The organism is Bacillus sp. RE35 (genome assembly GCF_052146655.1).
GTDB lineage: Bacteria > Bacillota > Bacilli > Bacillales > Bacillaceae_G > Bacillus_A > Bacillus_A cereus.
On record NZ_CP197377.1, the window covers coordinates 4119791 to 4141877 of the forward strand.

Consider the following 22087-nt stretch of genomic DNA (forward strand, 5'->3'; position numbering starts at 1 on the left):
CTTATAGATAAAGCGGCATATGTTGTAAACCTGTTGTCTCTTCTAGTCCCGCTATTATGTTTGCATTTTGAATCGCTTGCCCAGCCGCGCCTTTCATCATATTGTCTATAACAGAAACGACCGTAACTCTTTCAGTTCTTTCATCGTAAGCTATGCCAATATCACAATAATTTGAGCCTCTCACTTCTTTTGGACTTGGAAATTTCCCTTGCGTACAAATTCGGATGAAAGGCGATTGTTCATACGTTTCTTCATACAATTTTTGAAGTTGCTTTATTTCCATCTTTTGTTTTACTTTTGCATAAAGTGTAATCATAATTCCTCGTGATATCGGTATTAAATGTGTGCTAAATGTAATTGGCTGTGATTCACTATTCCATTCTGTAAGCATTTGCTCAATCTCTGGAACGTGCTGATGCTGGTTTACTTTATAGATATGTAAGTTATCGTATAGCTCAGGAAAATGAGTCATTGTTGTTGGTGTTTTTCCTGCTCCTGATACCCCTGATTTCGCATCAATAATAATCGAATCTTCTTCAATCATGCTACTACGTATTAACGGCGCTATCGCTAGCAATGTGGCTGTAGCAAAACATCCTGGGTTTGCAATTAAATTTGCCTTTTGAATCTCAGTCCTTTTCCATTCACTTAACCCATACACTGCTTTTCTAAGAATTTCTTCTTTCGCTGCTGGCCTTTTATACCACAGTTCATATGACGAAGGATCTATCATACGAAAGTCTCCAGATAGGTCAATTACTTTTAAACCTTCTGCTACTAACTTGGGAGTTAACTCCGCCGATACTCCTGCTGGGGTTGCTAGAAATACGATTTCTGCTTCTTTCCCTATTGTCTTCACATCAATTTCTTGTAACGTATGAAAAAGGACATTTCGAAGATGCGGATATACATTTGTTATACACTCACCAACTTGCGAAAAAGAATGAAGAGATGCTATCGAAAAATATGGATGTTGTTCTAATAAACGAATTAACTCAATGCCCCCATATCCAGTGGCTCCAATAATTGCGACTTTCATAAGTTCCTCCTCAAATCGATTCTTTAAATTAAGTATGATTATAATATTGTATATTTATAGAGTCAATTAAATATTTATAAATTTTTAAAAGTAAAAAAACTTAATTTTATTAGAAAAATAATATACTCAACCGAATTTTTATACAAAGATAGTGCATGGTAGTTTTTTTATTTCACTTCAAGTACAATAAAACAATACATACGTACATACAGGCGGGAAAAAATATGAACGAAAAATTAATTGAGAAAATGATTATAAAAAGTTTTCAGCAATATCAATGCAGTCCAATATCAAAAGAAGATCAGGAAATGCTAGTGAAACATATTCAAACGGTGACTCATTCAAATATTGAAATTGATTTATACGAGGAGATTGAGGATATTGTTTATGATTATGTGACTGGAAAACAATAAAAAATAGGAGATTTCCATGTGGAAATCTCCTATTTTTTACTTAATGATTTACCTGCTACACGTTCAAACAAACCTGGGAATAAAGCATAAAGTTTTGGGCCAATTCCCATCCACTTCGGTAAGTTTACTTCACGTTTTTTCGTGTGCATCGATTTTACGATTTGTTCTGCTACGTATGTTGGTTTTAACATGTAACGTCCCATATTCTTTACATATGTACCAGATTGATCCGCTATTTCAAAAAAGTTTGTATCTATCGGACCTGGATTAATTGCTGTAACATAAATATCTGTATTCGCTAATTCCATGCGTAAACTATTCGTAAATCCTAATACAGCATGTTTCGTTGCTGCATACGCACTTGATTTCGGAGTTGCAATTTTTCCGGCAAGTGAAGCAATATTAATAATATGTCCTTCGTTCTTGTTTACCATATAAGGTAGTACCGCTTTCGTACATGCTACTAATCCAAATACATTTACTTGGAACATATCTTTTACTTCACCCATTGACGCATCTTCAAACGTTTTAAAAATACCAAATCCCGCATTGTTTACTAATATATCAATACGTCCCACTTCTTGTAATACCTTTGAAAAAACAGACTGTACTTCCATCTCTTCACTTACATCTAATACATAATAATAGCAAGGCGTATTATAAGTTTCTTTAATTTTATCTACTAACACTTGTAGTTTCTCTTCTGTTCGAGCCATTAATACTGGCGTCGCTCCCTGTGCTGCAACTTGCATTGCAACTTGCTCACCAATCCCACTAGAAGCACCTGTAATGACGATTACTTTATTTTGTAAACGTCCTGTCATTGCTGTCACCTACTTTGCATAATAAATCAATTGTTGCGATGACTCATCAATCATCACTTGTTGATTATATGCTAAATAGTCCAATTGTCCAACCGTTTCTGAAATAGTAAGTGGTAATTGTTCTTTATATAATACCGGAAATAGTTTTACACATACTTCAAATGCTGTCATTGGTTTTTCCTTTAATAATTCAAGCACTTTAAAAGCACGTGTTTCTTGCTTTTGTAATCTCGTTTCAATAAGTTGTTTCACATTTAGAACATCTTCCCCATGCCCTGATAAAATGCGTGAAATATTCATTTCGCTTAAACGCTGTAATGTTTGATTATATTGTAGTAATGGGCGTGCCCGCTCTGTTTGCCCTTCATATGGTGGTTCTAGTATTGGATTCGAAGAAATATGACTAATGAGAGCATCTCCACCAATTAATATTCCATCAGATTCTCTATATAAAGAAATATGAGTAGAAGCATGACCTGGTGTTTCAAGTACTGTAAATCCAGGCAAAGAATCAATACGATCTCCTTCTCTCACAGTATGCGTTAACGATCTATTACAAGAATATTTAAGTGTCCTCGTCGTCAATAACGACTCGTCTTTCAAAAATGCTGCTGGCACACCAAACTGTAAGGCCGTCTCTCTAAAAAATTCATGATACCGCTTTAAAAATTCTGGATTTTGTGTAATCCAAGGCTCATTCCAAGGATGTCCAATAATATTCGTCTTCTCAGAAAATATATTTAAAAGTCCACAATGATCTGCATGATGATGCGTAATGACTACTGTTTCAATATCTTCTATCGTATGTCCTAATGCACCTAATTGACTTTCTAACGCATTCCTTGCCTCTTCTGTATTCGTCCCTGTATCAATTAATGTTAATGTCTCCCCCTCAACTAAAAACACATTCACAGTTTCCACTGCAAATGGTACAGGAATCTCCATTCGGTGAATCGCCGTCATGCTTAGCCCCCCTGTCTCTTTCCGGTTCAAAAATGAATACTTCTTCAGTTTACAACTTCTATATATATTTGTCATTATTTTCAGATAAAAAGAGGTGTTTCCTATAAAAAAACGAATGTATGTACATTTATAAGAATTTCTAACCAAAATTAAAGGAGGAACATCATGTCTATTCAAAACATTTCCTTTCTCGGTGCAGGCTCTATTGCCGAAGCTATTATTGGTGGCTTGTTACATGCAAATGTCGTTAAAGGTGAACAAATTACTGTAAGTAATCGTTCTAACGAGACAAGATTACAAGAGCTACATAAAAAATACGGTGTCAAAGGTACTCATAATAAAAAAGAATTACTTACTGATGCAAATATTCTTTTTCTAGCAATGAAACCAAAGGATGTTGCAGAGGCGCTTACCCCTTTTAAAGAATACATAAATAATAACGTGCTTATTATTTCATTACTAGCAGGTGTTTCTACTGACTCAATTAGAAAACTACTTCAAAAAGACGTTCCAATTATTCGTGCAATGCCAAATACATCCGCAGCCATTTTAAAATCAGCTACCGCTATCTCCCCTTCAAAACATGCAACAGCGGAGCATATTCGCACTGCAACATCTTTATTTGAAACGATTGGTCTCGTCTCTGTTGTAGAGGAAGAAGATATGCATGCTGTCACTGCATTATCCGGAAGTGGACCTGCTTATATTTATTACGTAGTGGAAGCTATGGAAGAAGCTGCAAAAAAAATCGGTTTAAAAGAAGATGTTGCAAAATCACTTATTCTTCAAACGATGATTGGTGCTGCTGAAATGCTAAAAGCAAGTGACAAACACCCTTCTATTTTGAGAAAGGAAATTACTTCTCCTGGTGGAACTACCGAAGCAGGTATTGAAGTATTACAAGAACATAAATTTCAACAAGCACTTATTTCTTGTATTACACAGGCAACGAAACGATCACATAATCTTGGAAAAACATTAGAACAACTAACAAAAGAAAAATAGAAAAAGGAGCTCAAGTTTATTTGAGCTCCTTTTTCTATAATTACACTTAGTTATTGTTCTTCCCAAAAATCTCTTCTTGCAGGCGACGACCAGTCGGCGTTGCTGCAAGTCCACCTTCTGCTGTTTCACGAAGTGCTACTGGCATCGTTTGTCCGATTCTAAACATTGCCTCAATTACTTCATCACATGGAATTGTACTCGTTACACCAGCTAATGCTAAATCTGCTGAAATCATCGCATTCGCAGCTCCTGCTGCATTACGTTTTACACAAGGTACTTCTACAAGTCCTGCAACAGGATCACACACTAAACCAAGCATGTTCTTTAATGAAATTGCCATCGCTGTAGCTGCTTGATCTTGTGTTCCACCAGCCATCTCAACTGCGGCTGCAGCCGCCATTCCACTTGCTGAACCAACTTCAGCTTGGCATCCTCCCGCTGCACCAGAAATACAAGCGTTATTCGCAACAACCATACCGAAAGCTCCTGCTGTAAATAAGAATTCAATCATTTCTTCACGTGTAGGCTGCAATTTTTCTCTTAGTGCAAATAGTACACCTGGCACTGTTCCAGCAGACCCTGCTGTTGGTGTTGCACAAATAATTCCCATCGCCGCGTTTACTTCATTTGTTGCAACAGCTTTGCTTACTGCGTCCAAAATCGTATCTCCTGATAAGCCTTTTCCACTCTTCATATACGCTTGAACTTTTACAGCATCTCCACCAGTTAAACCAGTTGGTGATTTCACGCCGCGAATACCACGTTCTACTGCTTGCTCCATCACGACTAAGTTCTTTTCCATACCAGCAATTACTTCTTCACGTGAAATACTTCTTGTTTCCATTTCACATTGAATCATAATTTCTGCGATTTTTACATTTTGTTCTTTAGCTTGCGCCACTAGTTCCGCTGCGTTCCGAAACATGGTGTGTCCCCCCTGCAATTATTCCATAATAGTTACTTGACAAATATTTTGTTGCGCTTTTATTTCTTCAATCACTTCATCTGCTAATAATTCATCTGTTTCAATGACCATAAGCGCTCTTCTTCCTTTTTCTTTACGAGAAACACTCATTGTACTAATGTTAATCTCATGTTTCGCAAGGATTGAAGCTACCGCTGCAATAGCACCGAAGCGATCGTTATTTACAATAAGTAGTGCTGGGCTCGTGCCTGATAATTGAAGATCGAATCCGTTTAATTCTACAACTTCAATTTTACCGCCACCAATTGAGCAAGCAACAACTTCAATTTCATCTTCACCTTTATACAAACGAATTCTCGCTGTATTTGGGTGAGGTGCATTGGCATCTTCTTCAATGAATTCCACTTCAATTTCGCGCTCTTTTGCTATTTCTAGCGCCTCTGGAATACGTAAGTCATCTGTTTCAAATCCTAATATTCCACCGATTAGTGCTACATCCGTACCATGCCCTCGATACGTCTTTGCAAATGATCCATATAACGAAATGCTTACTCTTTCTGGTTCATGACGAAACAGCTGGCGAGCAACTTGCCCCATTCTTGCTGCGCCTGCTGTATGTGAACTTGATGGTCCAATCATAACTGGACCGATAATATCAAATACTGAGCGATACTTCATCATAACTCCCCCTAAACCTCTATGAAAAAATTTATTCTACTATTCTATTAAGCTGCTACATCTATCGCTTTTCCAGTTGTACCACGAATTTGTTCTGCTGTACGAATTGGATAGTTTTTGAATAAAAGTAATCCAATATAACCTGAAATAATACCAGTTATCATAATACATAAGAATCTTAGCATTATTTTCATTTAAAAATGATACAAGATAATCCAGAATAAAGTCTGGTAGCAATCCAAAGTTTAACACAGAAGCCATTGCAAGCATAGCATAAACAAGTGATATAACCATTGCTAATGCAACTAAATTTGCACCCGCTATTCCGCCTAGACTACCTGCTGATGTTCTGAACTCTTTTAAAGAGTGGTGTACCAATTAAATCTCCACCACCTTATTAATAAAAAGCTTCTACTAAGGAACTCGCAATAGCTACACTTGCTAATCATATCGTTTAGCTAAAAAGTGAAAAAGACTTATGACAAATAATAGTAATATCTTTCCTATTATAATTCTCGTGTTACTCTCTCATGATTTAGTCAACTTCACTTGTTACGATAATGACTAAAATACATGCGACTTATCATAAATTATAATCTGCCCTCATTATAGCTTGTTTTTTATAAAACGCTTACTTTTGTTGAATTTTAAAAGTTCTGAATAAAATTCCATTTCTGCTATTTGTATCACTTGTATGTCATCTGACTTATATAACAGTTTTTCTAAATAATCATTATTTCGTATTTTTATCCTATATATTCAAAGCATCCTAATTTTCTGTATCATCCAAGTATAAGTATAAAATAATAACAGTTTTATTTTTAAATTTTTTTAGACATAAAAAAATGGTAACCCACCGTTACCATTTTTTACAAAATTATTATTTTTCTACTGGGAATGATTTCAAATCTGTCGCTATTTCTGTATTAGAAAACAACTCTCTAGCCTCTTTCAATAATTCCTTATATGTATCTCCTTGATAGCGAGAACTAATGTGAGTTAATATTAGTCGCTTCGCATTTGCCTGAAGTGCAATGCTCGCAGCTTGCTTAGATGTAGAATGAAAATAATCATACGCTTGTTGCTCATCTTCTGCTGCGAAAGTCGCTTCATGGACAAGTACATCTGCATCTTGCGCAAGCTCCCTACTCGCTTCGCAATATCGCGTATCACCTAAGATAGTAATAATTCTTCCTTTTTGAGGTGGGCCGATAAACTCATTTCCATTTAATATCGTGCCATCCTCTAATTCAACTACTTCACCATCTTTTAAACGTTTAAAGATTGGACCTGGTTTCACACCCATCTCAAGCAACTTATCAACTAAAAGAGCACCTTGTATATCTTTCTCTACAATACGATATCCAAAGCATTCTATACCGTGTGACAATCTTTTCGTTTCTACATAAAATTCATTATCTTCAAATACGGTACCTTCTTCTGTTATCTCCACAACTTCAAGTGGATATTTCACATGTGTCGTACTTATCGATAATGCCACTTCAATAAATTGTTTAATTCCTTTCGGTCCATACACCGTTAAAGGCGTAGTTCCTCCTTGAAATGAACGGCTACCTAATAAACCAGGCAATCCAAAAATATGATCGCCATGTAAATGCGTAATAAATATTTTTTCAATGCGGCGCGGACGTACAGATGTATGTAATATTTGATGTTGCGTGGCCTCGCCACAATCAAATAACCAAGTTTGTCCTCGTTCTTCTAACAATTGTAAAGCAATTGCTGAAACGTTCCTTCCTTTTGAAGGAACACCTGCACCAGTTCCTAAAAATACAAATTCCACTTTCTTTCCTCCAGCTCTAAATATACTCTATCTCTCATCTTACGGAATGTTATTTCAAATGGCAAATTGAATTTACATAACCAAACATCTAGACAACTATATAACACGAACGTTATACTCAAAAAATTTAGCTATCGTTCGTGTTTTGTGTTAAAATAATTATACTACATTTTAAGGGAGCGTTTTATTATGAAAGAAGTATTTCGTTTACAAACTGATTTTTCATCTTCATTTGATCGCTGGGTAAGTTCTTTCGTGTCTGATCACCCAGCACAATTAGAATGGACAACTTTAAAGGAATTAATCCATGAATATACAACATCACATACAAATGATACGTTACCAGCATATATTTCTTCAGCTTTAACATATTACGCCCAACGTGTTTCAACTACAAACAGTTCAGAGATTGTTATTTTTGAAAATCCTACAATCTCGTAATCTATAATAAAAAAGCACTGTAACCAGTGCTTTTTTATTTATACTTATTTAACAAATGATCATATTCCGTCCAAAAGTCGGTATACATACTTCGCTCAAACTCATTTGAAATTATCTTTTCACTTGATTTATTAAATAATTCTTTTGCTTGTAGTGCAAAAGAAACAATTTGTTTTCTATATTCATTTTCATTTACTTCTATATGAAGCCCTTCATAGTATATAGCCTTTTGATCAGTAGAAATAACTTTGACAAAATCCTTTAAAACCACATTTTCACCTATATGGTTTATAGTCCAATGAATTGAAATTGGGCATCCTAACATGAGCATAGTGCCACATCCGTGCAAAATAAGCCCCTCTTCATTTTCAATATCACAAATATATTCTTTATCTAAAGTTCGTAACAGAGCTAAAGCTGATTCACTTATTCCCCATTCCTCATCCATACCTGTTTGTGTAATAATCGTTCCATCCACATTTAAATAAATTTCCCCGTGAGAACATAAATCTTCCTGCTCATTAAACAACCACTTTTGATTCTCAATATTTATAATAAAATTTTGTGGTACCATTACAAATTCCCCTTTTATAAAAATATTTATTTTCCATATTATTCATAATCAATATCATACATTTCATCCCATATATCTATTATAAATCCATTTAATATTTTAAAAACACAGATAAAAAGATGTTGACACTACGATTTTACAGTGCTAACATTCAACATGTAATTGAATATGGTCTCTGTTAGGTGAGGCTCCTGTATAGAGAAACGCTGCTGCCCAAAAATGTCGAGAGACGCCAATGGGTCAACAGGAAAGGTCGGAATGAAGGCCTTTTTTAACGTAGCTGGTTTCAGTACCTATGCTATACAGTGCTAAAACTCAACGAGGGAGAGGTGCATGTATTTTGTCATACACAAAAACTGTTTTTATTTATGTCTACTAACAGTCTTTGTTGTGGACTCTTTTAGCTGCGAATTCAGACCTTTACTCGTTTTGAGTAAAGGTCTTTTTACGTCTATATGCACCTTACTATGAAACAAACATAGCATATTCAGAAACTACTAAATTGTACGGAGGTGAGGAACAGTTGGCAATTGATGATTCGGCCCAGATACCCATACGTTTTACATTCATATTTCATCATGTAGGTAGGAAAGAAACTGTTCCTCACCATTTCAAATAGTTAGGTAACAGATTGTTTCCTCCTTCATGACAGAGGAGGAACTACCGATGTTTAATTTACAAAGACAAGAAACAAAGCATGCTTATGAGCAAGATAGCATGAAAACAAATAACGAATTATTAGTGGAGGTTGCAACACAAGATGTAAGCTCTGCGTTAAAACTTTTAGAAACAACACAAGATGGATTATCTAAACAAGAAGCGTCTCGTAGACTTTCTTTATATGGTCCGAACGAAATAGCTCATAATAAAATGGCACCGTGGTACATTCAATTTCTGTCGGCATTTAAAAATCCATTTATTTTCGTTTTATTAGCTCTTGGAGCACTCTCCTTTTTCACGGATGATATGCAAGGAACAATTGTCGTATCTGCAATGGTACTACTTAGTGCAACAATTCGGTTTTCCCAAGAATTTCGTTCTCAAAAAGCTGCCGATAATTTAAAAGCTATGGTTCGAACAACTGCAAGCGTATTTAGAATAAATGGATTTGTACATGAAACAAAAAATGTAACGAATTTAAATCGAAATTACACAACAGAAATTCCAATTGAGGAACTTGTACCTGGCGATATCATTTCCCTTTCAGCCGGTGATATCATTCCAGCTGATGTGCGTATTGTATCCGCTAAAGATTTATTTGTTAATCAATCTTCTTTAACAGGGGAAGCACTTCCTGTAGAAAAATACGAACACTGCTACCATACAGAAAATAAGCATATCTTACCGACAAACATGAAAAAAAATTACAATCCACTCGATATGGAAAACCTTTGTTTCATGGGAACAAATATTGTAAGTGGTAGCGCAAAAGCTGTTGTCATCTCAACAAGTACCGATACGTATTTCGGCTCTTTAGCCAATAAGGTAATTGGAAAGCGTGTAGAAACAAGCTTTGATAAAGGTGTAAACAAAGTAAGCTGGCTCTTAATTACATTCATGCTTATTATGGCACCTATTGTCCTTCTCATTAATGGATTCACAAAAGGTGATTGGCAAGAAGCTTTCTTCTTCGCTATTGCCGTCGCTGTTGGCCTTACACCTGAAATGTTACCAATGATTGTAACTGCTAATTTAGCTAAAGGTGCCGTTAAAATGTCTAAACAAAAAGTAATTGTAAAACAGCTAAATTCTATTCAAAACTTAGGTGCTATGAACATTCTTTGTACAGATAAAACCGGAACTTTAACAGAAGATAACGTTGTCCTTGTTCGTCACTTAGATCCCAAGGGAAATGAATGCAATCGCGTCTTGCAATTTGCCTATTTAAATAGTTTCTATCAAACTGGATTGAAAAATTTAATAGATAAAGCTGTTATTAAGCATACAGAGGAAAACAATACATTTAATCCATCAGCTTTTCAAAAGCTAGATGAAATTCCATTCGATTTCGCCCGCCGGCGTATGTCAGTCATCGTAAAGGATATTTCAGGTGAACATACAATGGTTTGTAAAGGTGCCGTAGAAGAAATTTTATCAATTTGTAACTACACTGAAGTGGATGAAAAAATCGTTCCACTCACCCAGGAAATACGTTCAAATGTCAAAAAAATAAGTGAGACACTAAATAGTGAAGGTATGCGGGTTATTGCTGTGGCTTATAAAAAAGATAGAAGAATAAATGATACAGAGTACGCAGTAAAAGACGAAACTGATATGATTCTCGCTGGATATATCGGCTTTTTAGATCCACCGAAACCATCTGCAGCAGCTGCAATTCAAGCATTACAAAAACATGGTGTACAAGTGAAAATTTTAACTGGCGATAACGAAATTGTTACAAGAAAGGTTTGTAAAGAAGTTGGATTAGATATCTGCGAACCAATCCTCGGTTACGAGATTGATTCTTTACCAGATAAAGCATTAGCAAGACTTGCCGAAGAAACGACTGTATTTGCGAAGCTTAATCCCATGCAAAAATCTCGTATTATACACGCATTACAAGGAAATGGACACACTGTAGGTTACATGGGAGACGGCATTAACGATGCTGTAGCATTACGTGAAGCTGATGTCGGAATATCTGTTGATACTGCTACTGATATTGCGAAAGAAGCTTCCGATATTATTCTACTCGAAAAAAGTTTAACTATATTAGAAGCAGGGATTTTAGAAGGACGTACTACATTCGGAAATATTTTAAAATATATTAAGATGACAGCTAGCTCTAACTTCGGTAATGTGTTTAGCGTGTTAGTAGCAAGTGCTTTCATTCCTTTTTTACCGATGCTTGCCATTCATCTTTTAATTCAAAACTTACTTTATGATATTTCACAACTTTCTATTCCATGGGACAAAATGGATAAAGAGTTTCTAGAAAAACCACGAAAATGGGATACTGCAAACTTACGAAACTTCATTATTTGTATCGGCCCAATTAGTTCTATATTTGATATTATCACATACGTAGTCATGTGGAATGTATTTGGTGCAAATACACCGAGCGAGCAATCATTATTCCAGTCCGGTTGGTTTGTCGTTGGGTTGTTAACACAAACTTTAATTGTTCACATGATAAGAACACAAAAGATTCCATTTATTCAAAGCACTGCATCAACACCAGTCGTTTTATTAACCGCTCTTATTATGGCAATCGGGATTTATATTCCATTCTCACCACTTGGTGCAGCCGTTGGTTTACAAGCATTGCCACTTAACTATTTCCCTTGGTTAGTAGGAATACTATTAGGCTACGCTTTTTTAACACAATTCCTGAAAAAGCTTTATATTAAAAAGTTTCATAGCTGGTTGTAAAAATAAGAATGAGTGGGTATCCCCCGCTCATTCTAAAAAACATAACACATATTATATATGGAGGTGACCATGATGGTATGGTACGACATTGTATTCAGGTTAGTTATAGCAATTATTGTAGGAGCTTGCATTGGAATGGAAAGACAATGGAGACACCGAATGGCTGGGTTACGGACAAATGCTCTCGTATCACTTGGTGCCTGTATATTTGTTTTATTATCCGTCATGCTTGATCATGATGCTAGCCCATCCCGCATTGCTGCTCAAGTCGTTAGTGGTATTGGATTTTTAGGGGGTGGCGTTATTATCCGCGATGGTTTTAGTATTAGAGGGCTAAATACAGCAGCTACTTTATGGTGTGCAGCTGCTGTCGGTACTCTTACAGGCGCCGGTTTCCTCGTTGCAGCTATATTAGGTGCAGCCGGCGTGTTACTAGCAAATATACTTCTTCGCCCAATTGCTCTTTTTATGAATAAAAAATCAAAAGAAGAATCACCAGAACAAACGAACTACTTACTTTCCCTTACTTGTTCAGAAGAAAATGAAGCACATATTCGTTTTTTACTTATGCATATGGTAAGTACAGAAGGAATCGGTTTAAAAGAGTTGTATAGTGAAGACGTAGATTCTAATCAAAAGGTGTGTATACAGGCTACATTACATTGCAAGACAAATGCGGCTATCTTAATTGAAAAAATAGTAAGTAGAATGCTATTAGAATCTGGCGTTACTGGAGCTGGATGGAAGACTTCTTTAAATTTAGAAGCGAGTTAACTAGGAAAGGTGTCATGATTTTACTACTTCATGACACCTTCTACATAAACTTATTTTCTAACTTTTGTTGAAACGACTTCTCTTGCTTACGTAGTAGTTGACTACCTCGTTGTAAAATCGGTGTTCCATACTTATCGTTAATTTGATCAATGACAGCAAGTAGTGGTTCTTTTTTCGCATCCTCTTCAAATGAAAATAAATCTAATTGTTTCACCGATTCTGTCTTCCACTCTATTTCAGTAGCTGTAACACCTAGTAAACGAACGGAATCACCATCCCAATGTTGCTTCCATAAACGGGATGCTGCTTGAAAAATATCGCGTTCTTCCCAAATTGCATTTTTCAATTGCTTACTCCGTGTTACTGTTCGCCTATCATGGTATTTAATCATAATTTGAATATTATAGCTGACAAGGGTTCGCTTTTGTAATCTTTTACTCACTGATTTTGATAACCGTTCTAACATATCAAGTAATTCTTTCTCTTCATCCATATCCTTTGAAAAAGTCATCGAGTTACCGACACTTTTATGTTGGCCCATTTGACTCGGATCCACTTCCCTATCATCCGTACCTTTTGCACGCTTTTGTAAATCAATACCGTGCTTGCCAATTTTAGCGCGAATGATATGCTCGTCTCCCTTCGCTAACTGTTCAATTGTATGTATATGAATTTCATTTAATTTTTCAGCTGTTTTTTCTCCAATCCCATGCATTGCTTCAACTGAAAGTGGCCAAATCATTTCTGGAATATCACGTTTTCGAAGTACGGTAATACCGAGAGGTTTTTTCATATCAGAAGCTGTTTTTGCTAGGAAAAGATTTGGAGCGATTCCGATACTACACGGAAGCTGCAACTCTGTTAATAGTGCTTGTTGAATCATCTTTGCTATTTCAAGAGGCGAACCAAGTGCGTAGCAATCTGTAATATCTAAATATCCTTCATCTATTGAGACTGGTTGTATCTTTTCTGTAAAACGAGAAAGGACTTGAAACATTTGAAATGAAGCTTCGCGATATAATGTGAAATTAGGACGCCTTACAACTAATTGCGGGCATAACCTTTTCGCTTCCCAAAGGGGCATCGTCGTACGTATTCCGTATTCTCTCGCCTCATAACTACATGTTATAATAATTCCTTTTCTCTCTTTTTCATTTCCAGCAACCGCTAATGGCTTTCCTTGTAATGATGGATCATGAGCAATTTCAACAGATGCGAAAAAGCAATTCATATCTACATGTAAAATAACACGACCATTTTTCGGATACATTTCTCGCATAGTACTCACTCCCTAATCAGAACGTTCGTTCTTTTATTATATCAAATTTTGCACAATAGTTATAATAATTACTTGTTCTTTTTTATAATCGATATAAATCGAAACTTTAATCAACTCTCACTAATCGGACTTTTATGGGCAGCAGGGCCCCCACCTAACTTCTTTACTTTCGCTGAATTTTGAGGTAGGGGTCTTACTGTCCGGCAAATAGCGGGATAAACTCAACTATACATTCCTTGTAGTTATATTAATCATTGCAATTAATTATTTACTACTTCCGATTTTCAATATGAATACGTTAAGGTTATTCCCTCGTCTAGTACATGTAGCAACAACGTATATACTTCCATAGTTTTTCTTATATTCGCTTATACGTCTTGTCAAAGCAATCGAATCAAAATAAAAAGCGTGTAAATCATAATTGATTTACACGCTTTTTCTATTCCATTACTTCGCTACTTCTTCAATAATTGCAACAACTAATTCTGCTGTTTTTGCTAATTCTTCAACAGGAATCTTCTCGTTTGTTGTATGAATTTCTTCATAACCAACCGCTAAGTTAACTGTTGGGATACCATGTCCTGCAATTACGTTTGCATCACTTCCGCCACCACTTTGGTGAAGAGAAGGTGTACGACCAATTTTTTCAGCTGCACGTTTTGCAACTTCTACAACGTGATCGCCATCAGCAAATTTAAATCCTGGGTACATAACGTTTACTTCAACGTCTGCATGACCGCCCATTTCTTTTGCAGTTGTTTCAAATGCTTCTTTCATTTTCGCAACTTGTGCTTCCATTTTCTCATTAATTAAAGAACGAGCTTCTGCAAAGATTTGTACATGATCGCAAACGATATTCGTTTGTGTACCACCTTCAAAACGTCCAATATTTGCAGTCGTTTCAGAGTCAATGCGACCAAGTGGCATCTTCGCAATTGCTTTCGCTGCGATAGTAATTGCAGATACACCTTTCTCCGGCGCTACACCAGCGTGAGCTGTTTTCCCGCGAATAATTGCGTTCACTTTCGCTTGTGTTGGAGCTGCAACAACGATTTCACCAACTTTTCCATCGCTATCTAATGCGTAGCCATATTTCGCTGTAATACGCTCACGGTCTAATGCTTTTGCACCAACAAGACCTGATTCTTCTCCGACTGTAATAATAAATTCTATTTTACCATGAGGGATATTTTTCTCTTTTAAAACACGGATTGCTTCGAACATTGATGCTAATCCAGCTTTATCATCCGCACCTAAAATTGTTGTACCATCTGATACGATATATCCATCTTTAATAGAAGGCTTAATTCCATTACCAGGAACTACTGTATCCATATGAGAAGTAAAGTAAATTGTATCAACACCATCTTTTGTTGCTGGTAAAGTACAAATTAAGTTACCTGCACCATGACCAGTTACAGCCATTGTGTCATCTTCAAATACTTCTACACCTAAATCTGTAAATTTCTTCGTTAATACTTTGCAGATTTCTGCTTCAAATTTCGTTTCAGAATCTACTTGTACTAATTCCATAAATTCATTTACTAAACGTTCTTGATTAATCATAAGACTGCGCCTCCTGCACTACCATTATGTATGTAACACTATTAATTATAACAGAATTTCGCAAAAGTTTCGAAATACAAGACAAAAAACAGATGGTTTACATGTCTAGATAACCATCTGCTTTCTATTACTCATTTAACAATACCCAGCGCATATGATCTTCCCACACGCCATTTACCATTAACATCTTCCTAGACACGCCTTCATATTGAAAACCTATCTTCGTTACTACTTGTATAGATGCTAAATTACGCGGCATAATCGGAGCTTCTATACGATGTAACTGAAATTCCCCAAAAGCAACTTGAATTGCTTTTCTAAGCGCTTCTGTCGTATACCCTTTGTTTAACTCTGCTTTATCTAATTTATAACTGAGTACACAAGATTGATAAATGCCACGAACGATTAAATTAAATGAAATACACCCAATTATTTTCGTATCATCACCCTTTTTAAAAATCCATAGTCTGATGATTTTCCCTTCTTCGAACTCTTTTCTATCCTTTTGCAACTTTTTCTTTTGATAATCTAGCGTAAAAAAATCATCCGGTCTATACTCTTCCCAAGCTTTTAAAAATTCACGATTTCTGTCGTAATATTGAAGAACTGTTTCAGCATACGACTCATCAATTTCCCTTAAGTATAAACGATCTGTTTCGTATATTTTCATCATCGTATCTCCATTCTTCAGCTTGCCCAACTAAAAATTAACAATATACCCTTTTACTATATTCTCTATACACACTCAAATTTCCTGTTATATTTTGCAATCCCCTCCCGAATTTTGTCCTCACTCTCCCCTTGTCCATAATTTCATTTCTCGTTACAATGAAATTGTACTGATTTGCAAGGAGGTATAACGATGCATAAAAAAGCTCAAAAAGTTATGGTTTATGTGATGCTGATTTCTATGCTTGTAACAACATTACTTGCTGGCGCGAGTATGTTTTGGTAAAAAGGGCGATGTGTTCGTCCTTTTTTTACTTTTTACACATGACAAAATAAACCATCTCGACATCGAGATGGTTTATTTTATATAAAACACAATCGCTACAATACTAAAGGAAAATGACATTACAAGTGCTATTACAAAACTTGTATATTGTTTCTGCTGAAATGCTCCAATAACAAAAGTTAGATTAAGTAATGCCATACATACAATCGCTACAAGATAAGAACATATATTAAAAGTTGCCAATATGAATGTAATAACAAATAGAAATCCCATAAAAAACTGCATATACGAAAGTTTTGGATTCAAGTACATATGAGCAACCCCTTTATCTAATTTTATCTTTCTATATTCTCATTAACGCACGGTTATGTACACATGTCAAGACAACTTATTATAATAGAAAAAGCCAACCTTTTCGTTGGCTTTTTCATATGCAACGGCTCCTTTTTCTTTTGCCAATTGCTGAAATGATTTTTTCGATTTCACAATCCATACTTTCGTTCCAATTGGAATGCGATCAAACAAATATTCCACATCGTTTTTCTTCATTCTTATACACCCTTGTGAAATATACTTTCCAATTGAACTCGGTTGGTTTGTTCCATGTATTCCATATTTACTTCCATCAGTTCCTCTTGCATTAAATCCAATCCACCTTGACCCAAGTGGATTTTTTGGCGACCCACCTGGAATATTCTTCGCAATATAATACGGATCCTTCGCTTTCATTACAACATCAAAAGTTCCTTCTGGAGTTAATTCATTCGTTTTCCCTGTCGCTACTGGAAAAACCTTTTGAATCTTCCCATCGTCAATGTAAGCTAATTTATTCGTTGCTTTATTTACAATAATAAAAGGATCTCCGGCACGTGGATTATCCCCAAGAGGCCAAATCGGCGATAAAGAAAGACATAATATGATAGAGAGAAGATACGGCATAGATAATTCCTACCTTCTATATAAGTTCTTTTATATTATCCTTTCCCTTAAAGCGACTTTTAATGAGTAAATATTGTTCCATTTCATACACAAGTTGAACAAGTTTCGCACGTATCTCAAATTCTTCGCGTGTAGCTGGTAATGGCATGTCTCTAAATAATTCCCTCATTTCTTGAAGCTGCCTTAAGGAAATAACGCCAGTACTCTCAGGGCTAATAGCATTACCAATGTTTTCAACAACATCTGCAATCATATCAGCTTGTTCATATGTCCATGATAAAGAAGCTGCTAGTGGTATCATTCGCTCTAAAATTTCGAATTGTTGCATACGCATATTAAAATAACGATAGTAATAATCATCTTCTCGCATAAATGCATTCTCAAGTTTTTTAAACGATAAATCTCTTGCTTCATTTAACATATTCTCGGTTTCAATGAGTTCTGCCCCACTCCAACTACTTTCTCGATTTCGTAAATACACAACCATTTCAAACAAAATCGTTTTAAAATTGCTCTCTATTTTATCCTGATACTCTTTTAGCTTATTTTCACTACTCGGCATATACATATTTACTAATAACGCCACGCTAATCCCTATCGTTAATATAGCAATTTCATTTCCAACTATAAGCCATGTAATTTGCTTCAATGAATATAGATGCATAACAATAACTGAACTCGTGACAATGCCTTCTTGAATTTTAAGCATTACTGCAGTCGGAATAAATGTAAGTAACAATATGCTAATTGCAAGTGGTGTATAGCCGATCGTTTCAAAAATACAAAACGCGAATACCATTGATAATACACAAGCTAGAAAACGATGTAACGACACTTGAAGCGATTTGCGCTTCGTATTTTGTACACATAAAATAACTAAAATACCTGCTGAACTATAAAATTCCAACCCTAATAACTGAGCAATAAAAACTGCCGCGCCTGTCCCTATTGCTGTTTTTACTGTACGGTATCCAATTTTAAACATATCATTACTCCTATATGTATAAACGTATTTACAGCTAGTATAAAAAAAGGATGACACAATGTCATCCTTTTCTACTTATTATTCACATAACCTTTTCATATTACAATATTTTTTGTAAAAATTGTTGCGCACGTTCACTTTTCGGCGCTGCAAAAAATTCTTCTGGCGCACTATCTTCTACAAGCTTTCCTCCGTCCAAGAAAAGAACACGATCTGCCACTTCTTTTGCAAAGCCCATTTCATGTGTAACGATAGCCATCGTCATTCCTGTCGTAACTAACGATTTCATAACTTCTAACACTTCTTTCACCATCTCTGGATCTAGCGCCGATGTCGGTTCATCAAATAACATAACTTCGGGTTCCATTGCTAACGCTCTTGCAATTGCTACACGTTGCTTTTGTCCTCCCGAAAGACGATTTGGATACGTATCTTTTTTATCTACTAGTCCAACCTTTTCTAAAAGTTTCTCAGCTTTCTTTTCAGCTTCTTGCTTCGTTACCCCTTTTACATTGGTAGGAGCATACGTAATATTTTCTAATACAGTCATATGAGGAAATAAGTGAAAATGTTGAAATACCATACCGACATTTTCACGAACATGCATAACATTCGTTTTCGGATTCGTTACTTCTTCCGTTCCAATCCAAATGTGACCATCCGTTGGTGCTTCTAACATATTCATACAACGTAAAAATGTTGATTTTCCTGATCCAGAAGGTCCTATAATTGCAACTACTTCCCCTTTTTCAATCGTTGTTGTAATTCCTTTTAATACTTCGTTTTTACCAAATGATTTATGAAGGTTTTCAATTTTAATCACTTTTCTTCATTCTCCCTTCAATTGCCTTCCCGACTAATGTAAGAATAATGACTAACATATAATAAATCAGTCCAACAAAAAGTAATGGTTCAAGATATTTAAATGTCTCACCGCCTACGATGTAAGCACGACGCATTAAATCAGTCGCGCCTATTACTGTTACTACAGCCGATTCTTTCGTAAGTGTCGCAAATTCGTTCACAAGCGCTGGTAATATATTTTTTAATGCTTGAGGGAAAATAATATTTCTCATCATTTTTCCGTATGGTACCCCTAAAGCCATTGCTGCTTCTGTTTGTCCTTTATCAACCGCTTGAATACCAGCACGAATTACTTCTGACATGTATGCACCTGAATTCAAGCTAAATGCAAGTACAGCAGCTAAGAATGCTGGTATTTCATAACCAATTATTTGCGGGACACCGAAATAAATAATCATTAATTGCAATACAAGGGGTGTACCACGAAAAATTGATGTATAAAAATCTGCTGCTATATTTAATGCTCGTATTCTAGCAATTTTACAAAGTGCTAATAGCGTTCCTAAAATAAATCCTGCTAAAGCTGATACTGCTACAATTTTCAAAGTAACTTCTAAACCTTTTAGTATATATGGTATCGAAGGCGTAATCGCCGAAAAATCTAAGTTCATTCTTTTCATTCCCCTCACAGAAAAGTGAAAGGCAGCTTATTTTCCGCTGCCAAACCATTTCTTCACTAATTTATCCATTTCTCCATTTTCTTGCATTTTTTTAATTACTTTATTGAATTCAGCTGTTTTATCACTGTTTTTCGGAAGGGCAATTGCTGCTCCAACTTCTTCTGGCGCTTCTTTAATTTCAATTCCTTGTAAATCTTTCATTTTCTCTAAATAATTTTTAGCAACTGTGTCTTCTATAATTGCAGCGTCAAAACGACCAGCTTTAATTTCTTGTACGATTTCTGGTATACGGTCACGTCCCTCAACTTGGAAATCTACTTGTTTTTTAAATTCTGCTGCTTTCTCTTCTTGAATAGACCCTGTTTGTACTCCTACTTTTTTCCCTTTTAAATCCTCTACAGATTTAATGTTAGAATCCTTTTTAGAAACGACCATATTTTTCGCAACAAAATAAATATCTGTAAAATCAACATTATTTTTACGCTCTGCAGTTGGCGTCATGCCTGCCATTACGAAATCAACTTTTCCTGAACTAAGAGATGCTAATAAACCACCAAAATCCATATCTTTCACTTTCACTTCATACCCAAGTTCTTTTCCGATATATTTAGCAACATCAACATCAAAGCCAATAATTTCATCGCTCTTTGACGCATCTACATATTCATAAGGTTTATAATCTGCTGAAGTTCCCATTACGAGTACTTTTTTATTTCCTTTTGTTTCTTTCGATTCCCCATTACTACAAGCGCTGAATATACTTACAATTAAAATAAGTGCAAACGATATTGATACTAACTTCTTCATCTTTCTTCCCCCTAATGATGTATATTTAAAAGTTTAATAGAATATTTATTCGATGTTTGTATTGTATCAGCACTTTTATTTTTATGCAATATATAAAATAAAAATAAATAACAAAACAATATAAATGCTATTTTTTATGTATAAAATGATGCATAAAATAACACAACTATGCATATTCCATAAATTTTAATAATAAATAAAAAAGGCGGCACATCCACTTGATTGTGGACGTGCCGCCTTTTCTCTTATTTTTTATAGTTCTTCACAATTCTCTTCAAAATATGATTGTAGTTTCGCAATAACTTGCATCGGTTCATGACCTTCAATTTCATGACGCTCTACCATCGTTACAATTTTTCCATCTTTTAATAAAGCAAATGATGGAGAAGAAGGTGGGTACCCTTCGAAATATTCACGCGCTCTTGCTGTCGCTTCTTTATCTTGACCTGCAAACACCGTTACAAGGTGGTTAGGACGTTTATCATAATGTACGGAATGCGCAGCAGCAGGACGAGCAATACCACCTGCACAACCACATACAGAGTTTACCATTACAAGTGTTGTTCCATTTCTTTTAAACGCTTCTTCTACCGCTTCTGGCGTCGTCAATTCTGTATATCCAGCAGAGACAATCTCTTCACGCGCTTGGCGGACAACATCATTCATAAAAAAGTTAAAATTAATCACTCTTTTCCCTCCTCTAAAACTACCTATTTGTATCTTACCAGTTAATGTTTATGAAATACAAGTAAGTTTACTTGTATTTAAGTATAGAAAAGGTGTTAGAGCTCTTGCTCTAACACCTTTTCTTTAATGACCACGATGTTTTTGCTTTGCTTTTTGTACTTTCATTAAACGTCTTCTTTCTTTTTCAGCTTCTCGCTTCTCTTTAGACTGCACTTTCTTTTCTTGTTTATGCAATTCATAAGATAAACTAATCGCCTCTTGCGCCTTAGTAAAACGTTTAATATTTATTTCTTTTGCTGCTTGTCGTATGATACGCTTTATGTTTTTAGGACGCTGTTTTTCTTTAACTTCTACACCACATTTTGCAAAGTGCTGAAAATGCTCTAAAAGTGAACCATTCACAAACATAAGCACTTCTTCATCTGACGGTTCCGCCCCAAAAATATACCTCGCCCCATACAATTTCCCTTGTTCTTTACATGTAATGATTCCAACAAAAAATTGGCCATCGTGATATACTGTCAAATCCATTGACAGCCCCTCCTTTAAAAGATTAGAAATACAGGACATCCC

The 22087-nt window shown here is 35.6% G+C and carries 24 protein-coding genes and 1 riboswitch; of the genes, 6 read left to right on the top strand and 18 right to left on the bottom strand.

Annotated features, from left to right (window positions below; translation table 11 throughout):
- Position 1: 1 nt before the first annotated feature.
- On the bottom strand, positions 2-1039 hold the full coding sequence (gene argC, locus ACTL4X_RS20935; protein ID WP_000861245.1) for an N-acetyl-gamma-glutamyl-phosphate reductase: 1038 nt from the start codon (positions 1037-1039) through the stop codon (positions 2-4).
- Positions 1040-1263: 224 nt separating this feature from the next.
- Here argC and ACTL4X_RS20940 point away from each other — a divergent pair, with 224 nt between their 5' ends.
- Positions 1264-1452, top strand: coding sequence for a YqzH family protein (locus ACTL4X_RS20940; protein WP_001003222.1), 189 nt, complete (start codon positions 1264-1266; stop codon positions 1450-1452).
- A 29-nt stretch (positions 1453-1481) separates the two neighbouring features.
- On the opposite strand, the gene ACTL4X_RS20945 is transcribed toward ACTL4X_RS20940, so the two are convergent.
- Both ACTL4X_RS20945 and ACTL4X_RS20950 read right to left on the bottom strand, forming a co-directional pair.
- Positions 1482-2276, bottom strand: a complete 795-nt coding sequence (locus tag ACTL4X_RS20945) for an SDR family NAD(P)-dependent oxidoreductase (protein WP_000147797.1) — start codon at positions 2274-2276, stop codon at positions 1482-1484.
- 9 nt (positions 2277-2285) lie between these two features.
- Positions 2286-3239, bottom strand: coding sequence for an MBL fold metallo-hydrolase (locus tag ACTL4X_RS20950; protein ID WP_000125119.1), 954 nt, complete (start codon positions 3237-3239; stop codon positions 2286-2288).
- A 165-nt stretch (positions 3240-3404) separates the two neighbouring features.
- On the opposite strand from ACTL4X_RS20950, the gene proI reads away from it, so the two are divergent.
- A complete protein-coding gene (proI, locus tag ACTL4X_RS20955; RefSeq protein WP_000027249.1) occupies positions 3405-4244 on the top strand; it encodes a pyrroline-5-carboxylate reductase ProI in 840 nt (279 codons plus the stop codon).
- Between the two features lie 46 nt (positions 4245-4290).
- Here the strand turns inward: proI and sdaAA are convergent, their stop codons facing one another.
- The 3 genes from sdaAA to rnz all read right to left on the bottom strand — a co-directional run bounded on the left by sdaAA (position 4291) and on the right by rnz (position 7651).
- Positions 4291-5169 carry an L-serine ammonia-lyase, iron-sulfur-dependent, subunit alpha gene (gene sdaAA / locus ACTL4X_RS20960; protein ID WP_000489461.1) on the bottom strand — a complete coding sequence of 293 codons (879 nt, stop codon included), beginning with the start codon at positions 5167-5169 and terminating at the stop codon, positions 4291-4293.
- Between the two features lie 18 nt (positions 5170-5187).
- Positions 5188-5847, bottom strand: coding sequence for an L-serine ammonia-lyase, iron-sulfur-dependent subunit beta (sdaAB, locus tag ACTL4X_RS20965; protein ID WP_000877445.1), 660 nt, complete (start codon positions 5845-5847; stop codon positions 5188-5190).
- 880 nt (positions 5848-6727) lie between these two features.
- Complete coding sequence (gene rnz, locus ACTL4X_RS20970; protein ID WP_000397439.1) at positions 6728-7651, bottom strand: ribonuclease Z; 924 nt, start codon at positions 7649-7651, stop codon at positions 6728-6730.
- A 189-nt stretch (positions 7652-7840) separates the two neighbouring features.
- On the opposite strand from rnz, the gene ACTL4X_RS20975 reads away from it, so the two are divergent.
- The gene (locus ACTL4X_RS20975; RefSeq protein WP_000665709.1) at positions 7841-8092 is read left to right on the top strand and encodes a DUF3932 family protein; all 252 of its coding nucleotides are present in this window, start codon (positions 7841-7843) and stop codon (positions 8090-8092) included.
- A gap of 34 nt (positions 8093-8126) precedes the next feature.
- Here ACTL4X_RS20975 and ACTL4X_RS20980 read toward each other — a convergent pair whose 3' ends face one another.
- Positions 8127-8666: a hypothetical protein gene (locus ACTL4X_RS20980; RefSeq protein ID WP_000249064.1), complete on the bottom strand. Its 540-nt coding sequence runs from the start codon at positions 8664-8666 to the stop codon at positions 8127-8129.
- A gap of 167 nt (positions 8667-8833) precedes the next feature.
- A riboswitch (M-box (ykoK) riboswitch) is annotated at positions 8834-9001 on the top strand.
- A gap of 331 nt (positions 9002-9332) precedes the next feature.
- Between ACTL4X_RS20980 and mgtA the strand changes: the two genes are divergently transcribed.
- Together mgtA and ACTL4X_RS20990 are read left to right on the top strand one after the other, a co-directional pair.
- The gene (gene mgtA / locus ACTL4X_RS20985) at positions 9333-12038 is read left to right on the top strand and encodes a magnesium-translocating P-type ATPase (protein WP_048538477.1); all 2706 of its coding nucleotides are present in this window, start codon (positions 9333-9335) and stop codon (positions 12036-12038) included.
- Positions 12039-12110: 72 nt separating this feature from the next.
- A complete protein-coding gene (locus tag ACTL4X_RS20990) occupies positions 12111-12812 on the top strand; it encodes an MgtC/SapB family protein (RefSeq protein ID WP_000262342.1) in 702 nt (233 codons plus the stop codon).
- A gap of 40 nt (positions 12813-12852) precedes the next feature.
- Here the strand turns inward: ACTL4X_RS20990 and ACTL4X_RS20995 are convergent, their stop codons facing one another.
- The 3 genes from ACTL4X_RS20995 to ACTL4X_RS21005 all read right to left on the bottom strand — a co-directional run bounded on the left by ACTL4X_RS20995 (position 12853) and on the right by ACTL4X_RS21005 (position 16330).
- Positions 12853-14091 (bottom strand): DNA polymerase IV, encoded by a 1239-nt coding sequence (locus ACTL4X_RS20995; RefSeq protein WP_001208858.1) that lies wholly within the window; start codon positions 14089-14091, stop codon positions 12853-12855.
- 447 nt (positions 14092-14538) lie between these two features.
- Positions 14539-15657 (bottom strand): tripeptidase T, encoded by a 1119-nt coding sequence (locus ACTL4X_RS21000; protein WP_000609803.1) that lies wholly within the window; start codon positions 15655-15657, stop codon positions 14539-14541.
- A 127-nt stretch (positions 15658-15784) separates the two neighbouring features.
- A complete protein-coding gene (locus ACTL4X_RS21005; protein WP_001987197.1) occupies positions 15785-16330 on the bottom strand; it encodes a GNAT family N-acetyltransferase in 546 nt (181 codons plus the stop codon).
- Between the two features lie 189 nt (positions 16331-16519).
- Between ACTL4X_RS21005 and prli42 the strand changes: the two genes are divergently transcribed.
- Positions 16520-16612 (top strand): stressosome-associated protein Prli42, encoded by a 93-nt coding sequence (prli42, locus tag ACTL4X_RS21010; RefSeq protein ID WP_000549040.1) that lies wholly within the window; start codon positions 16520-16522, stop codon positions 16610-16612.
- A gap of 72 nt (positions 16613-16684) precedes the next feature.
- Here the strand turns inward: prli42 and ACTL4X_RS21015 are convergent, their stop codons facing one another.
- The 8 genes from ACTL4X_RS21015 to ACTL4X_RS21050 form a co-directional block, all read right to left on the bottom strand.
- Positions 16685-16924 (bottom strand): DUF3894 domain-containing protein, encoded by a 240-nt coding sequence (locus ACTL4X_RS21015; protein WP_000281167.1) that lies wholly within the window; start codon positions 16922-16924, stop codon positions 16685-16687.
- Positions 16925-16990: 66 nt separating this feature from the next.
- Positions 16991-17551 (bottom strand): L,D-transpeptidase, encoded by a 561-nt coding sequence (locus ACTL4X_RS21020; protein WP_001146568.1) that lies wholly within the window; start codon positions 17549-17551, stop codon positions 16991-16993.
- Positions 17552-17567: 16 nt separating this feature from the next.
- Complete coding sequence (locus tag ACTL4X_RS21025) at positions 17568-18536, bottom strand: aromatic acid exporter family protein (protein WP_000472671.1); 969 nt, start codon at positions 18534-18536, stop codon at positions 17568-17570.
- Between the two features lie 100 nt (positions 18537-18636).
- Positions 18637-19359, bottom strand: a complete 723-nt coding sequence (locus ACTL4X_RS21030; protein WP_000590206.1) for an amino acid ABC transporter ATP-binding protein — start codon at positions 19357-19359, stop codon at positions 18637-18639.
- Entirely contained in the window at positions 19352-20011 is a 660-nt protein-coding gene (locus tag ACTL4X_RS21035; protein ID WP_001046916.1) for an amino acid ABC transporter permease, read from the bottom strand. The genes ACTL4X_RS21030 and ACTL4X_RS21035 overlap by 8 nt, the downstream gene beginning before the upstream one ends.
- 36 nt (positions 20012-20047) lie before the next feature.
- Positions 20048-20827: a transporter substrate-binding domain-containing protein gene (locus tag ACTL4X_RS21040; protein ID WP_000737673.1), complete on the bottom strand. Its 780-nt coding sequence runs from the start codon at positions 20825-20827 to the stop codon at positions 20048-20050.
- Positions 20828-21079: 252 nt separating this feature from the next.
- Entirely contained in the window at positions 21080-21493 is a 414-nt protein-coding gene (locus ACTL4X_RS21045; RefSeq protein WP_001979317.1) for a BrxA/BrxB family bacilliredoxin, read from the bottom strand.
- A 144-nt stretch (positions 21494-21637) separates the two neighbouring features.
- A complete protein-coding gene (locus ACTL4X_RS21050; protein WP_000366599.1) occupies positions 21638-22045 on the bottom strand; it encodes a YjdF family protein in 408 nt (135 codons plus the stop codon).
- Between the last annotated feature and the right edge of the window lie 42 nt (positions 22046-22087).